Below are 16,501 nucleotides of genomic sequence, written 5' to 3'. Positions count from 1 at the left end.
CCCTGATCTTTGCGGTTTTATAACTCACCTGTCGAAATTTCTTATCGGACATAGCATGAGCCGTCTGTCTTCTCTGCTTATCCTCATTACCGTCATAAGACCGGCCCTCACGTCTGCGCTGCTTCTCATGGCCGTCATAAGACCGGCTCTCGCGGCGCTGCTGCTTCTCCTCATATGCATCATACGCCTTGACGATCTTCTGCACCAGGGGATGTCTCACAACATCCTGGCTGGTCAGATAGGAGAATCCGATATCCTCCATCTTCCCCAGAACCTTCAATGCAATATCCAATCCCGAGCTCTGGCCCGCAGGAAGATCCTTCTGTGTCCGGTCACCGGTAATTACCACCTTGGAGCCAAAACCGATACGGGTCAAAAACATCTTCATCTGGGCCGGCGTCGTGTTCTGCGCCTCGTCCAGAATAATAAAGGCATTCTCCAAAGTGCGCCCCCTCATGTAAGCCAGGGGAGCCACCTCGATCAGGCCTTTTTCTGCATTCTTCAAATAAGTCTCCGGCCCCATAATCTGATACAGGGCATCATACAGCGGCCGCAGATACGGGTCCACCTTGCTCTGCAAATCACCGGGCAGGAATCCCAGCTTCTCACCTGCCTCAATGGCGGGGCGGGTGAGGATGATTTTATTTACTTCGTCGTTTTTGAAGGCCGTAATTCCCATGGCCATAGCAAGATAGGTCTTACCGGTTCCGGCAGGGCCTACTCCAAAAACAATCATCTTTTTTCTGATCTGATCCACATAGGTCTTCTGTCCGAGGGTCTTGGGCTTAATCGGCTTACCGCTGATAGTATGACAGATTAAATCCTTGTCTATCTCAACAATTGCCTCCTCCTTATCCTCATGGCAAAGAGAAATGGCATAGTTTACGTTCTGTTCTGTAATCTGGTTGCCCCTCTTTGATAATTTCAAAAGCTGCAGAAATACACTTTTTGCCTTCGCTACTTCTTCCCCTGCTCCAACCACCTTCACCTCGCCGTTCCTGGCGATGATTGTAACATGAAAGGCTCTCTCAATAATTTTCGCATGAATGTCAAACCCGCCAAATACATTTTTCTCATGCTCTGCGGGTATATCAATGATTGTCTCCGTTATGCTCATCCGCTGTCTCTGTCCTCCACTCATTTTCAAGGATTGTCTTATATTCCCATGCCGGTTCCTCAACAAGAATTCTTCCTTTGGCAATACATTTATTATTTTCTATCGTTATTCTTACATTATTCTCTTTTATTATAACATCATTTTCCGCTAACCGGTTGAGATATCTGTTGAGCCGCTCCCTTGCCCTGCTGATTGCTTCTTCCTCCGCAAACTTACGCTTTTCCTCCTCATATTCCCTGGTGGTAATCGTACCATACCGAAAGGGAAGGTAAAAACTGTCAGTCACATGAAGGGCTTTTTCGTTTACAATTATATCATACATGGCATAAGAATTACTAGGATTATATAAAAATAATTTCTTTTCAAAGAGATTGATGTAATAGCCCTTTTTCTCTTTTTTCGTATAATTCCTATGAATATAGGTCATGGAAAAGGCATCCTGATAATCATAATAGGAGCTGCACCGGATGTCCGCATCTGCCACAGTGGGTTCCTTTCGCAGAACCTCATCGAAATCACTCATAATCGACAGGATTCCCGACACCAGGATGTCTCCCTTTTTCACTACATCCCCAATCTTCACCATGGGGGTGCCGGATCGGGTGATGATCTTCTTCACAATGGCGTCTTTGGTGGCTACCATATGGCTGGGGGCCAGCGCCTCCCTTGCGGGGGCCGGCATATTGGTCTCCGTAATTTTGATAATCAGCCGGGTTCCTCTGATCTCGGCGGATACCCACCCGATATCATTATAGGCAAGCCGGATATTTTCCTCAATTTCCTGGCAGTTTACCTGCTTCTTCCGTATTCCTGTCTGAATGTGATTCGTTTCCAAAAAATAAAGCATGGCCTCCGGCGTATATTTGGAACCGCCCAGAATGCTGATATCCCATATAAACAGAGAAAGGATATAGATTAATACCATGCATAGCAGCACGCCGGCAAAAAATCCGATACGCTTGCGGTATCGGTGGAGCAGGAAGACCAGACCGGTTTTCCTTTTTATTTTGGGAACAATTCTTGTCTTTCTTGCTATGGGCTTCAGCTTCTTATAATTTTTCGCCAGGATATGGAACTGGTAACCGGTGTTCGCCTGCTTCAGGTTCCAGATAAATATTTTCTTATTGCAGCACAGATTGATAAACCGCTCCGGTGCCGTTCCGCTGATTTCCACGCAAAGGATACCTCTGATCCAGCGAAGCAGCTTCATTAACATAGAATTCCCCTCCTATGGACGTATACAGCCATCCTATGTAATTATACCCGGTCCTTTGACCGGTCCCCGTCATTGATAATAAATGGCGTGTATGTATCCGGTAACCCGCATCTCATCCTCGGTAAAATACAGAATATCCAGCTGTTTTCCTTCAATACAGACCTTGCACTGCTTTGTTTGTACCTTGATCAAATTGCCGTTATATTCAATGATTCCCTTATAATTTTCGATGGACAATTCATTTCTTCCGGTGGCTGTAATAATCGGCGCACCGGCCAGGATATCCGCCGGAAGCCCCAGGCGGTTGGATATCTCTTCTGTGAAAGAGAGCTTTTCTTCCTTTTTTTCTTTCTTCTTTGGCTGAAGACCTGCATAAAGTGTATTTTTTGCATCCTTTTTAAACTGCTTATGGGATGATTTCAGACGTCCCTTCATATCCCGCCTCCATTCCTGCCTGCATCAGACCGCTCCTCCCTAAAGTCTGTTTTGCAGGCTTTCATTCATAATATATGAAATTTGCGGAATAAGTAGACTACATGACAGGAAGAACTTCCCCATACAACAAAAAACTTCCAGCAGTTACTGCCGGAAGTTTCTTTCATAATACATATTAATTTTAATATGGACTCGAAAAAGCAAAGCTTTTTCTCGTTAAAAACCAGCAAAACTGATTTTTAATATTTACGTTTTCTTGCCGCTTCAGACTTCTTCTTACGTCTTACGCTGGGCTTCTCGTAATGCTCCCTTTTACGGATCTCCTGCTGGATACCTGCTTTCGCGCAGTTTCTTTTGAATCTGCGGAGAGCACTATCTAATGTTTCATTGTCTTTTACAATTACATTGGACATATTCTCACACCTAACCTCCCTCCAGTTGTATATTGTGCGTAAACAACTGTTTGGGTATTTTTTGAATAGCACTAAAATGATTATAGTGCCACATTTGAAGATTGTCAAGTGTTTTTGGTAGATTGTGTATTATAAGTATACTACAAAGTAAAACCAGACATTTGTAATAAAAACAAGCCTACATCAAAACACAAATAAACTATTAAACTATTTTATCTGGCTGCCCAGTGCCTCCTGCGCAGCAGAAATCACAGCATCAATACCCGCCGCGTTCTTACCGCCCGCCTGTGCCATATTCGGTCTGCCGCCGCCGCCACCGCCTACCAGAGCCGCCAATGCCTTAATCAAGTTACCCGCATGGGCTCCCTTTGCCATAGCACCCTCTGTAGCCATTGCAAGCAGATTCACCTTATCCGGTGCGGTTGCGGATGCCAGGATGATGACGCCCTCGCCCAGCTTCTCCTTCAGCTGGTCGCCAAGGTTGCGAAGCTCATTCATATCCACGTCCGGCAGCTTCACCGCCAGGAGCCTGACTCCTTTGACCTCGGCCACCTGGTTCATGACATCCCCCAGAGCGTTGCCTGCCAGCTTGCTCTTTAATTTTTCATTTTCTGATTTTAACGCCTTGATTTCTTCCATGTAATTCTCAATACGGGCCGTCAGCTGGGACGGTTCCGTCCTGGCTGCTCTGGCCGCCGCGTTCAGCTCCTGCTCCAGCTCTCTGTAATAAGCCAGAACACCGTTGCCGGTCAGCGCTTCGATTCGTCTTACCCCTGCGGCAATGCCTGCCTCGGATAAAATCTTGAATACGGTTATCACGCCTGTATTGGACACATGTGTGCCACCGCACAACTCCTTGCTGTAATCTCCCATGGATACGACACGGACATCATTGGCATATTTCTCTCCGAATAATGCCATGGCGCCTTCCTTCTTGGCCGCCTCAATGTTCATGATCCTGGTGTTCACCGGAAGTCCGTTGGAAATCTGCTCATTGACCAGTTCCTCCACACGGCTGATTTCCTCCGGAGTAAGAGCCGAAAAATGGGTGAAGTCAAAGCGCAGCCGATCCTCGCTTACCATGGAGCCAGCCTGTTCTACGTGGGCTCCCAGCACAGTGCGGAGAGCTTTCTGCAGCAGATGGGTAGCGCTGTGATTCTTTGCCGTTGCCGCTCTCTGCGCCGCGTTCACTTCTAGCTCCGCCTTGTCCCCCAGCTTGAAGATACCTTTTGTAACGGTTCCTACATGCCCGATCTTGCCGCCGGGAAGCTTAATGGTGTCTTCCACTTCGAATTCCGCCTCTTTGGTACGGATGCTCCCGGTATCCGCTGCCTGTCCGCCGCTGGTTGCATAAAAGGGGGTTTCCTGAACCAGAATGGTTCCCCTCTGTCCTGCGATCAGCTCATCTGCCAGCTCTGTTTCCGTGGTTAACGCAATAATCGGGGAAGAATGGGTAAGTGTCTCATACCCTACAAATACCGAGGTAAGCGCCGCATCCAGCTGCTGGTATACGGTCTCCTCCGCTCCCATATAATTCGTAGTCCCGCGGGCGCCTCTGGCCGTGGCCCTTTGTACCTCCATGGCAGCGCGGAAGCCCTTTTCATCTACCTCCAGGCCCTTCTCCTCTAATATTTCCTTTGTCAGGTCCAGAGGAAAGCCATAGGTATCATACAGCTTGAATACGTTCTCGCCGGACAGCACTTTGGACCGGCTCTTCTCCAGCTCCTTCTCCATCTCGGCAAGGATTCCAAGTCCCTGGTCTATGGTTTTATTGAATTTCTCCTCTTCTATGGTGAGGAGCTTCATAATATATTCCTTCTTCTCCTCCAATTCGGGATAGCCGTCCCTGTGCTCCTCTATTACAACCTTAGCCAGCTCCGCCATGAAATTGCCCTCTATCCCCAGCAGCCTGCCATGACGGGCAGCTCCCCGGAGAAGCCGGCGCAGAACATAGCCCCTGCCCTCGTTGGAAGGGATAACGCCGTCGGAGGCCATAAAGGTGGTGGAACGGATGTGATCCGTAATCTTACGGATGGAGACATCCTTCTTCTCATCCGTCTTGTACTGGACATGAGCCAGTGCACAGACTTTATCACGGATTGCTTTCATGGTATCCACGTCAAAAATGGAATCCACATCCTGAACAACGGCAGCCAGACGCTCCAGCCCCATGCCCGTATCTATATTCTTATTCTCCAGCTCTTCGTAATTGCCCTTTCCATCGCCGTTAAACTGGGTGAATACATTATTCCATATCTCAATGAATCGGTCACAGTCACAGCCGACGGTACAACCTTCCTTCCCGCAGCCGTACTTAATACCCCTGTCATAATAAATCTCCGAACAGGGACCGCAGGGACCGGCTCCATGCTCCCAGAAATTATCCGCCTTGCCAAAGCGGAAGATCCGCTCCGGTGCAATTCCGATCTCCTTATTCCAGATCTCAAATGCCTCATCATCCTCCTCATAGACGGAAGGATACAGACGGTCCGCTTCCAGCCCCACTACCTTAGTCATGAATTCCCAGGACCAGGCAATGGCTTCCTGCTTAAAATAATCGCCAAAGGAGAAGTTCCCCAGCATCTCAAAGAAAGTGCCATGTCTTGCCGTCTTGCCAACATTCTCAATATCCGGGGTACGGATACACTTCTGGCAGGTGGCCACACGCTTTCTGGGCGGGATCTCCTGTCCGGTAAAATACGGCTTTAAGGGAGCCATACCGGAATTGATCAGCAGCAGACTGTTATCATTATGAGGAACTAAAGGAAAGCTGTTAAGCACCAGGTGCCCCTTGCTTTCGAAAAATTCCAGAAACATTTTTCTCAGTTCGTTTACTCCATATGTTTGCACGTTACTTGCCTCCTGTATAATATAAATTTGTATCATATAAATTTTTAAACAGACTTGCATCAGCTGTCAATGAAGCAAAACCGTTTCGGCATCTCCTCCCCGAAAACGATGCGTTTGTCCGGGACACCCGGTCATGCTGACAGCTCTTAGTATAAAATAATTTGTCTAAATATTCAATCACTATTTTCGTTCTTACGCAGGGAGTGTTATGCTAAGCACCTTATCATGGCTTTTAACATAACACTCCCTGTCACATCCTAGTATAAGAACCGCTATTTTCGATTGGCCAGCTCTGTGGTAATGTCCTCCCAGTCCAGATTGCATTCCGACATTAAGACCATCAGGTGATAGAGAAAATCCGCTATCTCATACCGCAGCTCCTGGGAATCCGGATTTTTAGCAGCAATAATAATCTCGGCGGCTTCCTCTCCGCATTTCTTCAATATCTTATCGATTCCCTTGTCAAAGAGATAATTGGTATAAGAGCCTTCTTTGGGATTCTTCCTCCGCTCCTGAATAACATCATAGACCTCCTGGAAGACATGGAAGGGATTGATTTTCTTATAATCCTTCTTCACCAGTTCCGTGAAGAAACAGCTGTAATTGCCGGTGTGGCAGGCAGCGTCAATCTGCTGCACCCGGGCCAGGAGGGTATCGCTGTCACAATCCAGGGACAGCTCCTTCAGATACTGGTAATGCCCCGAGGTCTCCCCCTTCGTCCACAGCTCCTGACGGCTTCTGGAGTAATAGGTCATGCGCCCTGTCACAACGGTCTTCTGATAAGCTTCCTCATTCATATATGCCAGCATTAATACTTCCCTGGAACGGTAATCCTGTACAACTACCGGTACCAGGCCGTTGGTATCCTTCTTAAACTCGGAAAAGGGAAGCTTGCTTTTAAAGGTGTTCACCTGGATTCCCTCAGATTGCAGGGCCTGCTTCGCCTTCATAATATCCTTATTCTCGTAAAAATTCGTGGATACGCCCGTCACATTGGGTATCTCCAGCAAATTGCCGATATCATTGCGGATCAGGCTGTCACGGATGATAACGGGAATTGGCGATGCTTCCATCTTTGCTTTGGTGTTCACCGACAGTGCCACATGCTTGACCAGAAGCGCACCAGCTCCGTACTCCGCCAGGGCATGACAGATATCTGTGCCGCCCGGCTTACCATTGTCGGTATCCATGCAATCCATCATATCGATTTCTACCATCAGCTTTTGGGAGCCAAAACGTCCGGCGGCCTCCTTCAGCAGTTCCTTGCTGTTTAAGAGGGTGTATTTTATCAGTACCGTATCCGCACCGGTATAGATCGCTTTTTTAATATCCTCCAATCGCTGCACATAGCAGCCCAGGATAAAAGGAATATCTATCTCTCTGGATAGCTCCTTGGCTAACGCCAGGAACTCTTCTCTGGATTTCTCATCCTTGGAATAATTATAAATCAGCAGTCCGTCCGCTCCCCCGGAGGAATATTCCCTGGCCAGCTTACGTACATTGCCCGGGATCTCATTCTCCGCATTAATATAGGGGATTATCCTCTTGTATGACATTTTCTATATACCTCCTGGAATTTTACTTCATCTTCTCATAGAGACTGACGGCCTGCCTGAGATCAATTCGGTTTTCATACAGCGCCTTTCCCACAATAGCCCCATAGGCCTTAATCTCCTCCAGCATCTCCAGATCCTTCATGGAGGATACGCCGCCGGAAGCAATGATATTTAATCCGCTGATCTGAATCATCTCTTTGGTATGGGTAATATTCGGCCCCTGCAGCATGCCGTCCTTGGAAATATCCGTATAAACAATGGTCTGTACTCCATATTGCTTCATTTCCAGTGCCAGAGCGGTCGCCTGGTAGTTGCTGACCTTCTCCCAGCCCTCAATGGCAACCATGCCATCCTTGGCATCAATACCGATAACAATTCGTTCCGCCCCGAAAGCGGTAACCACTTCCTTGATAAAGGCAGGATCCTTCACCGCCTTGGTTCCGATGATTACTCTCTCCACTCCCAGGTTCAGCTTATTCTCAATGTCTTTGATCGTCCGGATACCGCCGCCCACCTGGATCGGAAGCTTAACCTCGGCTACAATACTCTTGATCACGTCATCATTCACGGAATGTCCCACCAGAGCTCCGTCCAGATCCACTATATGGATAAAGGAAGCCCCTGCAGCTTCCCATTGTTTTGCTATTTTTAAAGGTACGTCAGAATATACCAATACATCCTGAAAGTTGCCCTGTCTCAGTCTGACGCATTGCCCGTTTTTTATATCAATTGCCGGAAATAATTTCATATCAGCCTCCGTTCTGCCCCTGGCAGTTAAAAATTAATGAGCGGTGGATCCATATTCTATCATCCCACATTATAGGAAGGTCTATTCCATGGAACCCTTTGTTGATAATACCCCGCTGATCCGCTGGTCATAGCCGCAGGCCTCATCCAGAGCCTTGGCAAAGGCTTTGAAGGCCGCTTCCGCCACGTGGTGGTTATTGCCGCCGCTGATTTTTTTGATATGTAAGTTCATGCCGGCCGAATAGGAAAGAGCATAGAAAAATTCCTTTACCAGCTCCGCTTCCATATATCCCAGCCTGTCTGCCGTGAGATCCAGCTCATAGGACAAATAAGGCCGTCCTGATAAATCAATGGCGCAGAGCACCAGACTCTCATCCATGGGAAGAATGCAGGAACCATAACGTTTTATCCCCTGCTTGTCCCCTAATGCTTTTTTTATCGCCTGTCCCAGAACAATACCGGTATCCTCAACCGTATGGTGTGAATCCACGTATAAATCACCCTTTACCGCCAGCTTCAGATCAAAGAAGCCATGTCTTGAAAAGCTATCCAGCATATGATCAAAGAAACCGACCCCGGTCTCAATCTCTGCCTTGCCGCTTCCGTCCACAGTAAATTCCATATCGATCTCCGTCTCCCTTGTCTTACGGCTTATCACTGCATTTCGGATGGTCATCCTGCATGTTCCTCACTTTCTGTATACTTCTCTCTTTCATGATCTTCAGCTCCAGTCGGAAACCGCAAACAAGCTTGCATTTCCTCATTCCGCTTTAATTATATCATGAACAAAGATATGTTCATGATCTTCAGCTCCAATCGCATGATCGCGAGCACGCTCGCATCATGCTCATTCCGCTTTAATTATACTATACGTCAATTAAATGTCAAACTTCTTTTCTCGACGAACCGAAACAATGCGTTCCTATCTTATTCAAAACGTACCGCAATAGAATTGGCATGTGCTGTCAATCCCTCCGAATCGGCAAATTTTACAATATCCTTATAGATCGGCTCCAGAGCTTCCCGGGAATAGGCAATGATACTTGACTTCTTGATGAAATCATCCACCCCCAGGGGTGAGAAGAATTTTGCCGTGCCGTTGGTAGGCAGGATGTGGTTTGGTCCGGCCATATAGTCGCCCAGAGGCTCGCTGGAATATTCTCCGATAAAGATCGCGCCCGCATTTCTGATCTTCGTCATAACCATAAAAGCATCCTTTGTCATGATTTCCAGGTGTTCGGAAGCAATTTCATTGGCAGCATCAATGGCGTCCTCCAGGGTCTCCGCCACCATGAGATACCCGTAATTATCCAGGGAACTGCGTATCATCTCACTGCGGGAAAGCTCCTGAACAAACCGGTCTACCTCCTGGGATACCTTCCGGGCCAGCTCCTTGCTGGTGGTAATCAGGATTGCGGAGGCCAATTCGTCATGCTCCGCCTGGGACAGCAGATCTGCCGCAATATACCGGGGATTGGCGGTCTCATCGGCCAATACCAGAATCTCACTGGGTCCTGCGATGGAATCAATGCTGACATGTCCGTAGACGGCTTTCTTTGCCAATGCCACATAGATATTGCCGGGGCCAACAATTTTATCTACCTTGGCGATGCTCTCCGTACCATAGGCCAGAGCGGCAATTGCCTGGGCTCCTCCCGCCTTATAGATTTCTGTCACTCCGGCTTCCCTTGCGGCTACCAGAGTTCCCGGATTCACTCTGCCTTCCCGGTCGGGAGGGGTGGTCATGGCTATTCTGGTAACGCCTGCGACCCTGGCCGGAATCACATTCATGAGCACGGAGGAAGGATAGGCTGCCTTACCCCCCGGCACATATACTCCTGCGGCAGCGATGGGAGTTACCTTCTGCCCCAGGATGGTTCCGTTCTCCGTAGTATCAAACCATCCATACTGCTTCTGTTTGCTGTGATAGCTTTCAATATTTTTGATAGCCTTGCGTATGACCTCCACGACGGAGGAATCCACCTTAGTATATGCGTCGTCTATCTCCTCCTCCGTAACCCGGATCGTTTCCTTCGTAATTCTTGCCTTATCAAACCTCTCTGTGTATTCAAACAGGGCTTCATCCCTTCTGGTCTTTACTTCCTTTAAGATATCCGCCACCTTATCGGCGTATTGCTCATACTGGTTCGGACTTCTCTTTAACAGGTCCTCTAATATATTCTTTCTGGTTTCCGCATTCAGCTCAACGATTCTCATATCTGTCCCGCCCTTTCCAACGCTTCGTTATTTCCCTGTACAACATCCTTCAGATCCCGTATTATTTTGGAGATTCTCTCATGCTCCATCTTCATGCTTACCTCGTTGACCACCATACGGGCCGACAGGCTGCAGATCTCCTCCAGCACCATAAGTCCGTTTTCCCGGAGGGTGGAGCCTGTTTCCACAATATCTACGATGACCTCGGAGAGCCCGACGATGGGGGCCAATTCAATGGAACCGTTGAGCTTGATAATCTCCACGGTCTGATGCTTCTTATTATAGAAATAATCCTTGGCTATATTGGGATATTTGGTAGCTACCCGGATCAGCTCCCCGTGCTTCAGCAATTCCCTGGCGGAAGCGGGTCCAGCCACACACATCCTGCATTTGCCCAGCCCCAGGTCCACCACCTCATACATCTTGCGGCCTTCCTCCAGTATGGTATCCTTTCCCACAACGCCGATATCAGCAGCTCCATACTCCACATAAGTGGGCACATCACTGGCTTTTGCCAGAAAGAACTTCAGCTTCAGCTCCTCATTTACAAAAATCAGCTTTCTGGAGGATTTATCCTTTATCTCATCACAGGAAATTCCGATTTTCTCCAGCATCTCCAATGTATGAAATGCCAGCCGGCCCTTTGCCAGAGCAATGGTAATATATCTCATAATATCCTCCCTCCTTATTGAAGAAACTCCTGCATCGGAGCAGCCTGTACCGTTCCCGAAGCCACATCCACAACCGTAATCTCTTCCGCATTCTCCAGCAATAGAATTCCTCCGATACTCATCCGCTTTGCATAAGCTTTATACTGCTCCAGTGAAAATTCTTCATTCGACATCTGTAGAATCGTATTAATTCCATCCTTCCGGAAATGCTTTGCCAGGGAAATAGCGTGCTTGCGATATTGTTGCCGGAACAGGATCAGGGTATCCTGGGCCTCCGGTTCTTCCAGCAGCTTCTGTCTGGACAAAGCCAGCATCAGCTGGTCGATTACAATGGCCAGCCCGATGGCCGGGGCCTCCTTGCCGAACTGCACCACCAGATTGTCATATCTGCCTCCGGTTGCCACCGCATCACCGGTGCCGTAGGTATATGCCTTGAAAATGATTCCGGTGTAATAGTCATACTGGCTGAGCATGCCCAGGTCAAAGGAAATATATTTTTCATAACCGTATTCCGACATAATTTCATTGATCTTAACCAGGCGCTGAATCGCCTTCTTTGCACGCGGGTTGGAGGTCAGCTCTCCGGCATAGGACAGGATATCAAGGGTTCCGAAAAGCTCCGGCAGCTTCAGAAAGATTTCCCGGCATTCCTCGCTCATCTTCCTGGCTCCGATGATCTCCTCTACCCCAAACATATTTTTCTTAGAGATCAGGATGCGAAGATTGGTGATCTCCTCTTCCTCGGTAAAGCCTGCCTCATCCACCAGAGCACGAAAGAAGTCCGCATAGCCGATCTCTAACTGGAACTCTTTCAGCCCCGACTGCAGCAGGCATTCAACCGTCAGTGCCAGCAGCTCTGCATCCGCTTCTATGCTGCCGTCGTTCATAAGCTCCGCTCCCAGCTGGGTAGCTTCCTTCAGCTTTCCCTGATAGCTGGAATTATTAATAAAGGTATTCCCAATATAACAAAGCCGGATGGGCATGTCCTCTTCTTTATAATACTTTGCCACACAACGGGCTATGGAGGGAGTAATGTCCGGGCGTAGCACTAAGGTTTCCCCGTCCCGGTCAAAGAATTTATACATATCCTTCGAGGACACCGTTCCTCTCTCCTGATTAAATATATCGAAAAATTCAAAGCTGGGGGTCTGAATGTCCTGAAAGCCATAATGCTCCAGCACATGATGGAGTTTATTCTGCAGCATTAATTTTGTTGCGCATTCTGAATTGTAAATATCTCTGACTCCCTCCGGTGTATGCAGTAATTTGTCTTTCATGGTCAGCACCAAGCCTTTCCCTTAATTGTACTGGTTTTTACTTTATCACGGTGATTTGATAATTCGCTATCACGATAATGTGCTTTACATTATAATTTATAAATAGAAGCATGTCAACACCATAATTAATTTATAGTTTAACGCATCCGAACAGATTTAAATTAAAACAGATGCAGATCAAACGCTTCTATAATTAAAGAAGTATGATCTGCAGCCAGGCGTACCGCTATAGGAGCCGGGATGAATACCATAAGAATTATACCATAAGAATTGGTCACATCAATCCTATCGGATAATCCGCTTCATCCATCACTTGAAACGGCTCTTTTTTAAATCCGAAACAATACATTTTCGTTTCACAGGACAACATATTTTTCAATCTTTTTTGAGTTAGGGGATATTGAACTAATTCAAAGGCCTGTTCTTTGCTCACCCATTTTACTTCTAAACTTTCGTTGCTGGTCTGTAAATCCCCGCCGGTATATTTGCAGACAAAATCAATATTAACAATGTCTCTGTCAAGGTTTTTGCTGATGCCCACAAAGCTTATAATTTCTATTTGCACGCCGGTCTCTTCTTCTACTTCCCTGAAGAGGGCTTCCTGTAAGGTTTCATGCGGTTCCACTATCCCGCCGGGATATTCCCAGCCGCGATCCGGGCTTTTAATTAAAAGCACTTCCCTCTCTTCATTGACTACTAAGGCTGCAACCGATACCAAATGTGTGTAATTCATAGTTCCCCCTCATAAAATGATATTTGAAATTGGAATAACCGGATCAGGAGTGTCCGGATGTTCTCCCAGCATTTTCTCCATCCAGATCATATCATACCACCTGCCGAATTTATATCCGCACTTTGTAAAATGGGCCACCTTCGAATACCCCAGGTGTTCATGAAAAGCCACGCTTGTATTGTCAAGATGGCTGTCTCCGACGGAGGAATATGCAATACAGGCGTTCAAATTAATAATATTCTGATGCTGAAGGATATTTTCCAAAGTAAAATATAACTGTTTGCCCAAACCCTTGCCCCGGCAGTCCTGCTTCAAATACACGGTAGTTTCAACCGCCCAGTCGTATGCCGCGCGCTCTTTGAACGCGGACGCATATGCATAGCCGACAATGTGATTCTCTTCCACCGCAACAATGTAAGGATATCTTTGCAGAGTGTTCTTAATACGCCGTGAAAACTCTGCAATGGATGGGATCTTATATTCAAAAGTAATGGCCGTATGCGTAACATAGGGAGCATATACCTTTAAAAGCTCTTCTGCGTCCAGCTCCGTTGCCATCCTGATCTGGATCTCTGTGCTCATTTTAAGACCTTCTTTATCGGATTATTTGTATGTACTAATCATTTTATTAACATGCTGGTCAGCTCCCGGAAACTGTTAACTATCTTTCGGTTATAGGGAACACCCCATAATCCGCCCTGTCTCCGTAAAAATCTCGATGGCCAAGGTGTGGCATTCCCCGCTCATTTTCTTCCCTTGGGTTTATCCTTTACCGCCTCCATATATCCTTCAAGATGACAGTGCGGACATTTCATTTTCCGATGCTCCGCAGCATTAACCGCTATAAGAGAGCGAAAAAAGGTCGGCTTAAAGGGGCAGGAACACCTTGGACAGATATAGTGATAATACTTCCATACATAGATATGCAATAGCAGACCACATACAATCACTCCTGCAACAAGACTCCAAATAATGATATCTGTCATAAAATCTCCTCCGGATAGCTTTAATTATTACTTTGCTGCGCCGTGACACAATCAATTACCAGCACAACAGCCAGTGCGTAAATCTCATCCTCCGGGGACTGAATATCAAGGGAATAGCTGTCCCCCCAGGTGAACCATTCCTTTTGAACAGAAACCACCGTTCTGCCTCCCTGGGTGATTTCATAACGGTGATCCCAAAAATTCCCCTCTATTATCCAGTTAAGTCCTTCAATGGTATAACGTGCTCTCAGGAAGGTAAACTCCTTCCTGATCTCTGCGATGTGCCTGCCGTCTATAAAAACATCGTATTTCGGCAGGAAGGACCATAGCTTTTGCTGGATAAAAGCCGCTTCCCTTCCATGAACATCCATCACATGCAGCTTCTTCCCCCATGAAAACAATTCTCCTTCCACAAAGTACCGGTCATCCCCGCTCATATCCTTTACCGTAAACTGATCGCGCCAGGAAAATACTTTCTGTTTAATGTATAGCTTCATAACTCTCCTCCTCATTCATCTACCCTATGATTTTATAATATATATGCTGAAAATTACCGAATGTATCCTTTTGGACCAGTTCCTCTAAGCTGCTGCAACAAATCAATAGACTCGGCTGCTGCTTTTTGGTATTGTTGTAAAGCTGTTTAATCACTATTCATCCTGGCATTCTCCCTACGCTCCAAATCCTTCTGAATTAACGGAAGATAATGAATGCAGGCCCCGCCTTGCAGGGAAATCTGATATCCATCCTCCAGTTCCTCATAGCGGAAGCTCTTTCTCCCTCCGTTGTGTGCCCGGTCCCAAAATTCACAGAGCCTGTCCAGAGTAAGGTAATAATAAATATCCCTCTTCCTGAAATAAATCAGTAAAAATGCAATTCCTTCCTGCCGTTCAAACTCCTTCATAAACGTAATCTGGTGTTCATGGACATTGTTCAGGCTGAAGGTATCAACCGCACATTCCTTGGCATCGAAGCATACCGGAATTCCCTGTACCACCCCGATATAGTCCACCGTACTCTTCTGCTCAAAATAAGCCAGAGTGATATGCCTGTGCTCCTTATCGATATTAATGGGGGTAATGGGCGTCGGTACCTTCTGTATCAGTGCCAGCCCCTTGTCCCGGTACCTGGTGTTTGTATAATTAATAATCTCCTCTAACAGGGAGCCCCTTAATCCCCTGGAGTTCCATGATGGCATCCCTATCCCTCCTTTGCCTCACTGCCGTCGAATAATTCCCTCCGAATCTGTTCAAACTGCCGGGGCAGTCCGGCAGTAAAGACCTTACCGGAGAGATAGGAGAATTCCCCCTTTATCTCGGGAAATACGATCTGATAGGAATGCAGAAGCTGGCTGGTAAGCTGATAGTTTATCTTAAAGTAGTGATTCGTTTTCTGATCTCCATATTTATAGTCGCCAATAATCGGATGTCCCAAACTGGAGAGATGAGCCCTGATCTGATGGGATTTTCCCGTAATCAGCTTCACTCTGAGCAAGGTGTAATTTGCCAACGGAGCCTGTTTCGCCGATAAAGCATCCGCTGCCGGTGTGTGCTTATCCCCGGAATAAGCAATGGGTTCATATTCCGTGCAGATATATTCCGCATCCTCGGAAGGCCGGGCAAGAACCTTCACCTGATTCTTACTCTCATCCTTACTCAGATAGCCTTCCATCCGCTCTTTATGCTCCACTCTTCCCTTTACAATGCACAAATAATACTTGCCGAGGGAACGGTCCTTCAAAAGCCTGGCCATCTCTTGGAGGCCTGCCAGTGATTTTCCTGCAATGAGTATTCCGCCAGTATTCCGGTCCAGCCGGTTACAAATCGACGGCTTAAAGCTGACCATCTGCTCTCTGGTGAGCTGGTTGCTGGCAATCAGATAGGAAATCACATGCTCCACCATGGAGATATCCCCTTTTTCCGCTTTCTGCGACAGAATTCCCTGGGGTTTATTCAAAAGCAGGATATGCTTATCCTCATAAAGGATATCCAACTCATATTCTACCATTGTAGTCTGATCTTCTTCCTGAAAAGAAGCAACGGTTTCATCGGAGAGAAACAGCTTGATTTCGTCCTGTACCGCCAGCTTCTCAGAACCGTCGGCCTTTTTTCCATTCAAGGTAATATTCTTCTTGCGAAGCATCTTATAGATAAAGCTCTTCGGCGCCTTATTCAATATTTTAGCCAGCAGCTTATCCAGCCGCTGTCCCGCCTCATTCTGTTGTACATAAAACTGCTTCACGATTTATCCCTCCGACTAATATTTCAATCCACACTCCCGAAA

15 protein-coding genes and 1 pseudogene are annotated in these 16,501 nt (G+C 47.0%); all 16 read right to left on the bottom strand.

Annotation, left to right across the window (positions count from 1 at the left end; genetic code table 11):
* Positions 1–163: 163 nt before the first annotated feature.
* Positions 164–1,117, bottom strand: a pseudogene (locus HNQ56_RS11765) (PhoH family protein); the annotation flags it as partial.
* Complete coding sequence (yqfD, locus tag HNQ56_RS11760; protein WP_429146106.1) at positions 1,092–2,333, bottom strand: sporulation protein YqfD; 1,242 nt, start codon at positions 2,331–2,333, stop codon at positions 1,092–1,094. The gene yqfD and the pseudogene HNQ56_RS11765, both read right to left, overlap by 26 nt.
* 69 nt (positions 2,334–2,402) lie before the next feature.
* Positions 2,403–2,768, bottom strand: coding sequence for a YabP/YqfC family sporulation protein (locus tag HNQ56_RS11755; RefSeq protein ID WP_429146103.1), 366 nt, complete (start codon positions 2,766–2,768; stop codon positions 2,403–2,405).
* Between the two features lie 239 nt (positions 2,769–3,007).
* Positions 3,008–3,181: a 30S ribosomal protein S21 gene (gene rpsU, locus HNQ56_RS11750; protein WP_228352766.1), complete on the bottom strand. Its 174-nt coding sequence runs from the start codon at positions 3,179–3,181 to the stop codon at positions 3,008–3,010.
* 207 nt (positions 3,182–3,388) lie between these two features.
* Positions 3,389–6,031: an alanine--tRNA ligase gene (gene alaS, locus HNQ56_RS11745; protein WP_429146100.1), complete on the bottom strand. Its 2,643-nt coding sequence runs from the start codon at positions 6,029–6,031 to the stop codon at positions 3,389–3,391.
* A 272-nt stretch (positions 6,032–6,303) separates the two neighbouring features.
* Entirely contained in the window at positions 6,304–7,587 is a 1,284-nt protein-coding gene (gene hisIE / locus HNQ56_RS11740) for a bifunctional phosphoribosyl-AMP cyclohydrolase/phosphoribosyl-ATP diphosphatase HisIE (protein WP_429146098.1), read from the bottom strand.
* A 22-nt stretch (positions 7,588–7,609) separates the two neighbouring features.
* A complete protein-coding gene (hisA, locus tag HNQ56_RS11735; protein ID WP_429146095.1) occupies positions 7,610–8,335 on the bottom strand; it encodes a 1-(5-phosphoribosyl)-5-[(5-phosphoribosylamino)methylideneamino]imidazole-4-carboxamide isomerase in 726 nt (241 codons plus the stop codon).
* A gap of 81 nt (positions 8,336–8,416) precedes the next feature.
* Positions 8,417–9,010, bottom strand: coding sequence for an imidazoleglycerol-phosphate dehydratase HisB (gene hisB, locus HNQ56_RS11730; protein ID WP_429146092.1), 594 nt, complete (start codon positions 9,008–9,010; stop codon positions 8,417–8,419).
* A 251-nt stretch (positions 9,011–9,261) separates the two neighbouring features.
* On the bottom strand, positions 9,262–10,551 hold the full coding sequence (gene hisD, locus HNQ56_RS11725; RefSeq protein ID WP_429146089.1) for a histidinol dehydrogenase: 1,290 nt from the start codon (positions 10,549–10,551) through the stop codon (positions 9,262–9,264).
* Positions 10,548–11,222 (bottom strand): ATP phosphoribosyltransferase, encoded by a 675-nt coding sequence (hisG, locus tag HNQ56_RS11720; RefSeq protein WP_429146086.1) that lies wholly within the window; start codon positions 11,220–11,222, stop codon positions 10,548–10,550. Before hisG ends, hisD begins: the two co-directional genes overlap by 4 nt.
* A gap of 14 nt (positions 11,223–11,236) precedes the next feature.
* Positions 11,237–12,499, bottom strand: coding sequence for an ATP phosphoribosyltransferase regulatory subunit (hisZ, locus tag HNQ56_RS11715; RefSeq protein WP_429146083.1), 1,263 nt, complete (start codon positions 12,497–12,499; stop codon positions 11,237–11,239).
* A 274-nt stretch (positions 12,500–12,773) separates the two neighbouring features.
* Entirely contained in the window at positions 12,774–13,232 is a 459-nt protein-coding gene (locus HNQ56_RS11710; protein WP_429146080.1) for an NUDIX hydrolase, read from the bottom strand.
* Positions 13,233–13,241: 9 nt separating this feature from the next.
* A complete protein-coding gene (locus HNQ56_RS11705; RefSeq protein WP_429146077.1) occupies positions 13,242–13,814 on the bottom strand; it encodes a GNAT family N-acetyltransferase in 573 nt (190 codons plus the stop codon).
* A 424-nt stretch (positions 13,815–14,238) separates the two neighbouring features.
* A complete protein-coding gene (locus tag HNQ56_RS11700) occupies positions 14,239–14,715 on the bottom strand; it encodes an LURP-one-related/scramblase family protein (protein WP_429146075.1) in 477 nt (158 codons plus the stop codon).
* Between the two features lie 146 nt (positions 14,716–14,861).
* Positions 14,862–15,416: a Holliday junction resolvase RecU gene (locus HNQ56_RS11695; protein WP_429146073.1), complete on the bottom strand. Its 555-nt coding sequence runs from the start codon at positions 15,414–15,416 to the stop codon at positions 14,862–14,864.
* 2 nt (positions 15,417–15,418) lie between these two features.
* On the bottom strand, positions 15,419–16,459 hold the full coding sequence (locus HNQ56_RS11690; RefSeq protein WP_429146070.1) for an RluA family pseudouridine synthase: 1,041 nt from the start codon (positions 16,457–16,459) through the stop codon (positions 15,419–15,421).
* Positions 16,460–16,501: the final 42 nt, after the last annotated feature.

Source organism: Anaerotaenia torta (genome assembly GCF_050433395.1).
Lineage (GTDB): Bacteria > Bacillota > Clostridia > Lachnospirales > Lachnospiraceae > Mobilitalea > Mobilitalea torta.
This window is presented reverse-complemented; position numbering and strand designations above follow the sequence as displayed.

Excerpts from the sequence above, each read along its gene's own strand:
- yqfD (WP_429146106.1), bottom strand. The coding sequence starts at position 2,333 with ATGTTAATGAAGCTGCTTCGCTGGATCAGAGGTATCCTTTGCGTGGAA.
- HNQ56_RS11755 (WP_429146103.1), bottom strand. The coding sequence starts at position 2,768 with ATGAAGGGACGTCTGAAATCATCCCATAAGCAGTTTAAAAAGGATGCA.
- rpsU (WP_228352766.1), bottom strand. The coding sequence starts at position 3,181 with ATGTCCAATGTAATTGTAAAAGACAATGAAACATTAGATAGTGCTCTC.
- hisIE (WP_429146098.1), bottom strand. The coding sequence starts at position 7,587 with ATGTCATACAAGAGGATAATCCCCTATATTAATGCGGAGAATGAGATC.
- hisA (WP_429146095.1), bottom strand. The coding sequence starts at position 8,335 with ATGAAATTATTTCCGGCAATTGATATAAAAAACGGGCAATGCGTCAGA.
- hisB (WP_429146092.1), bottom strand. The coding sequence starts at position 9,010 with ATGACCATCCGAAATGCAGTGATAAGCCGTAAGACAAGGGAGACGGAG.
- hisD (WP_429146089.1), bottom strand. The coding sequence starts at position 10,551 with ATGAGAATCGTTGAGCTGAATGCGGAAACCAGAAAGAATATATTAGAG.
- hisG (WP_429146086.1), bottom strand. The coding sequence starts at position 11,222 with ATGAGATATATTACCATTGCTCTGGCAAAGGGCCGGCTGGCATTTCAT.
- hisZ (WP_429146083.1), bottom strand. The coding sequence starts at position 12,499 with ATGAAAGACAAATTACTGCATACACCGGAGGGAGTCAGAGATATTTAC.
- HNQ56_RS11710 (WP_429146080.1), bottom strand. The coding sequence starts at position 13,232 with ATGAATTACACACATTTGGTATCGGTTGCAGCCTTAGTAGTCAATGAA.
- HNQ56_RS11705 (WP_429146077.1), bottom strand. The coding sequence starts at position 13,814 with ATGAGCACAGAGATCCAGATCAGGATGGCAACGGAGCTGGACGCAGAA.
- HNQ56_RS11700 (WP_429146075.1), bottom strand. The coding sequence starts at position 14,715 with ATGAAGCTATACATTAAACAGAAAGTATTTTCCTGGCGCGATCAGTTT.
- HNQ56_RS11695 (WP_429146073.1), bottom strand. The coding sequence starts at position 15,416 with ATGCCATCATGGAACTCCAGGGGATTAAGGGGCTCCCTGTTAGAGGAG.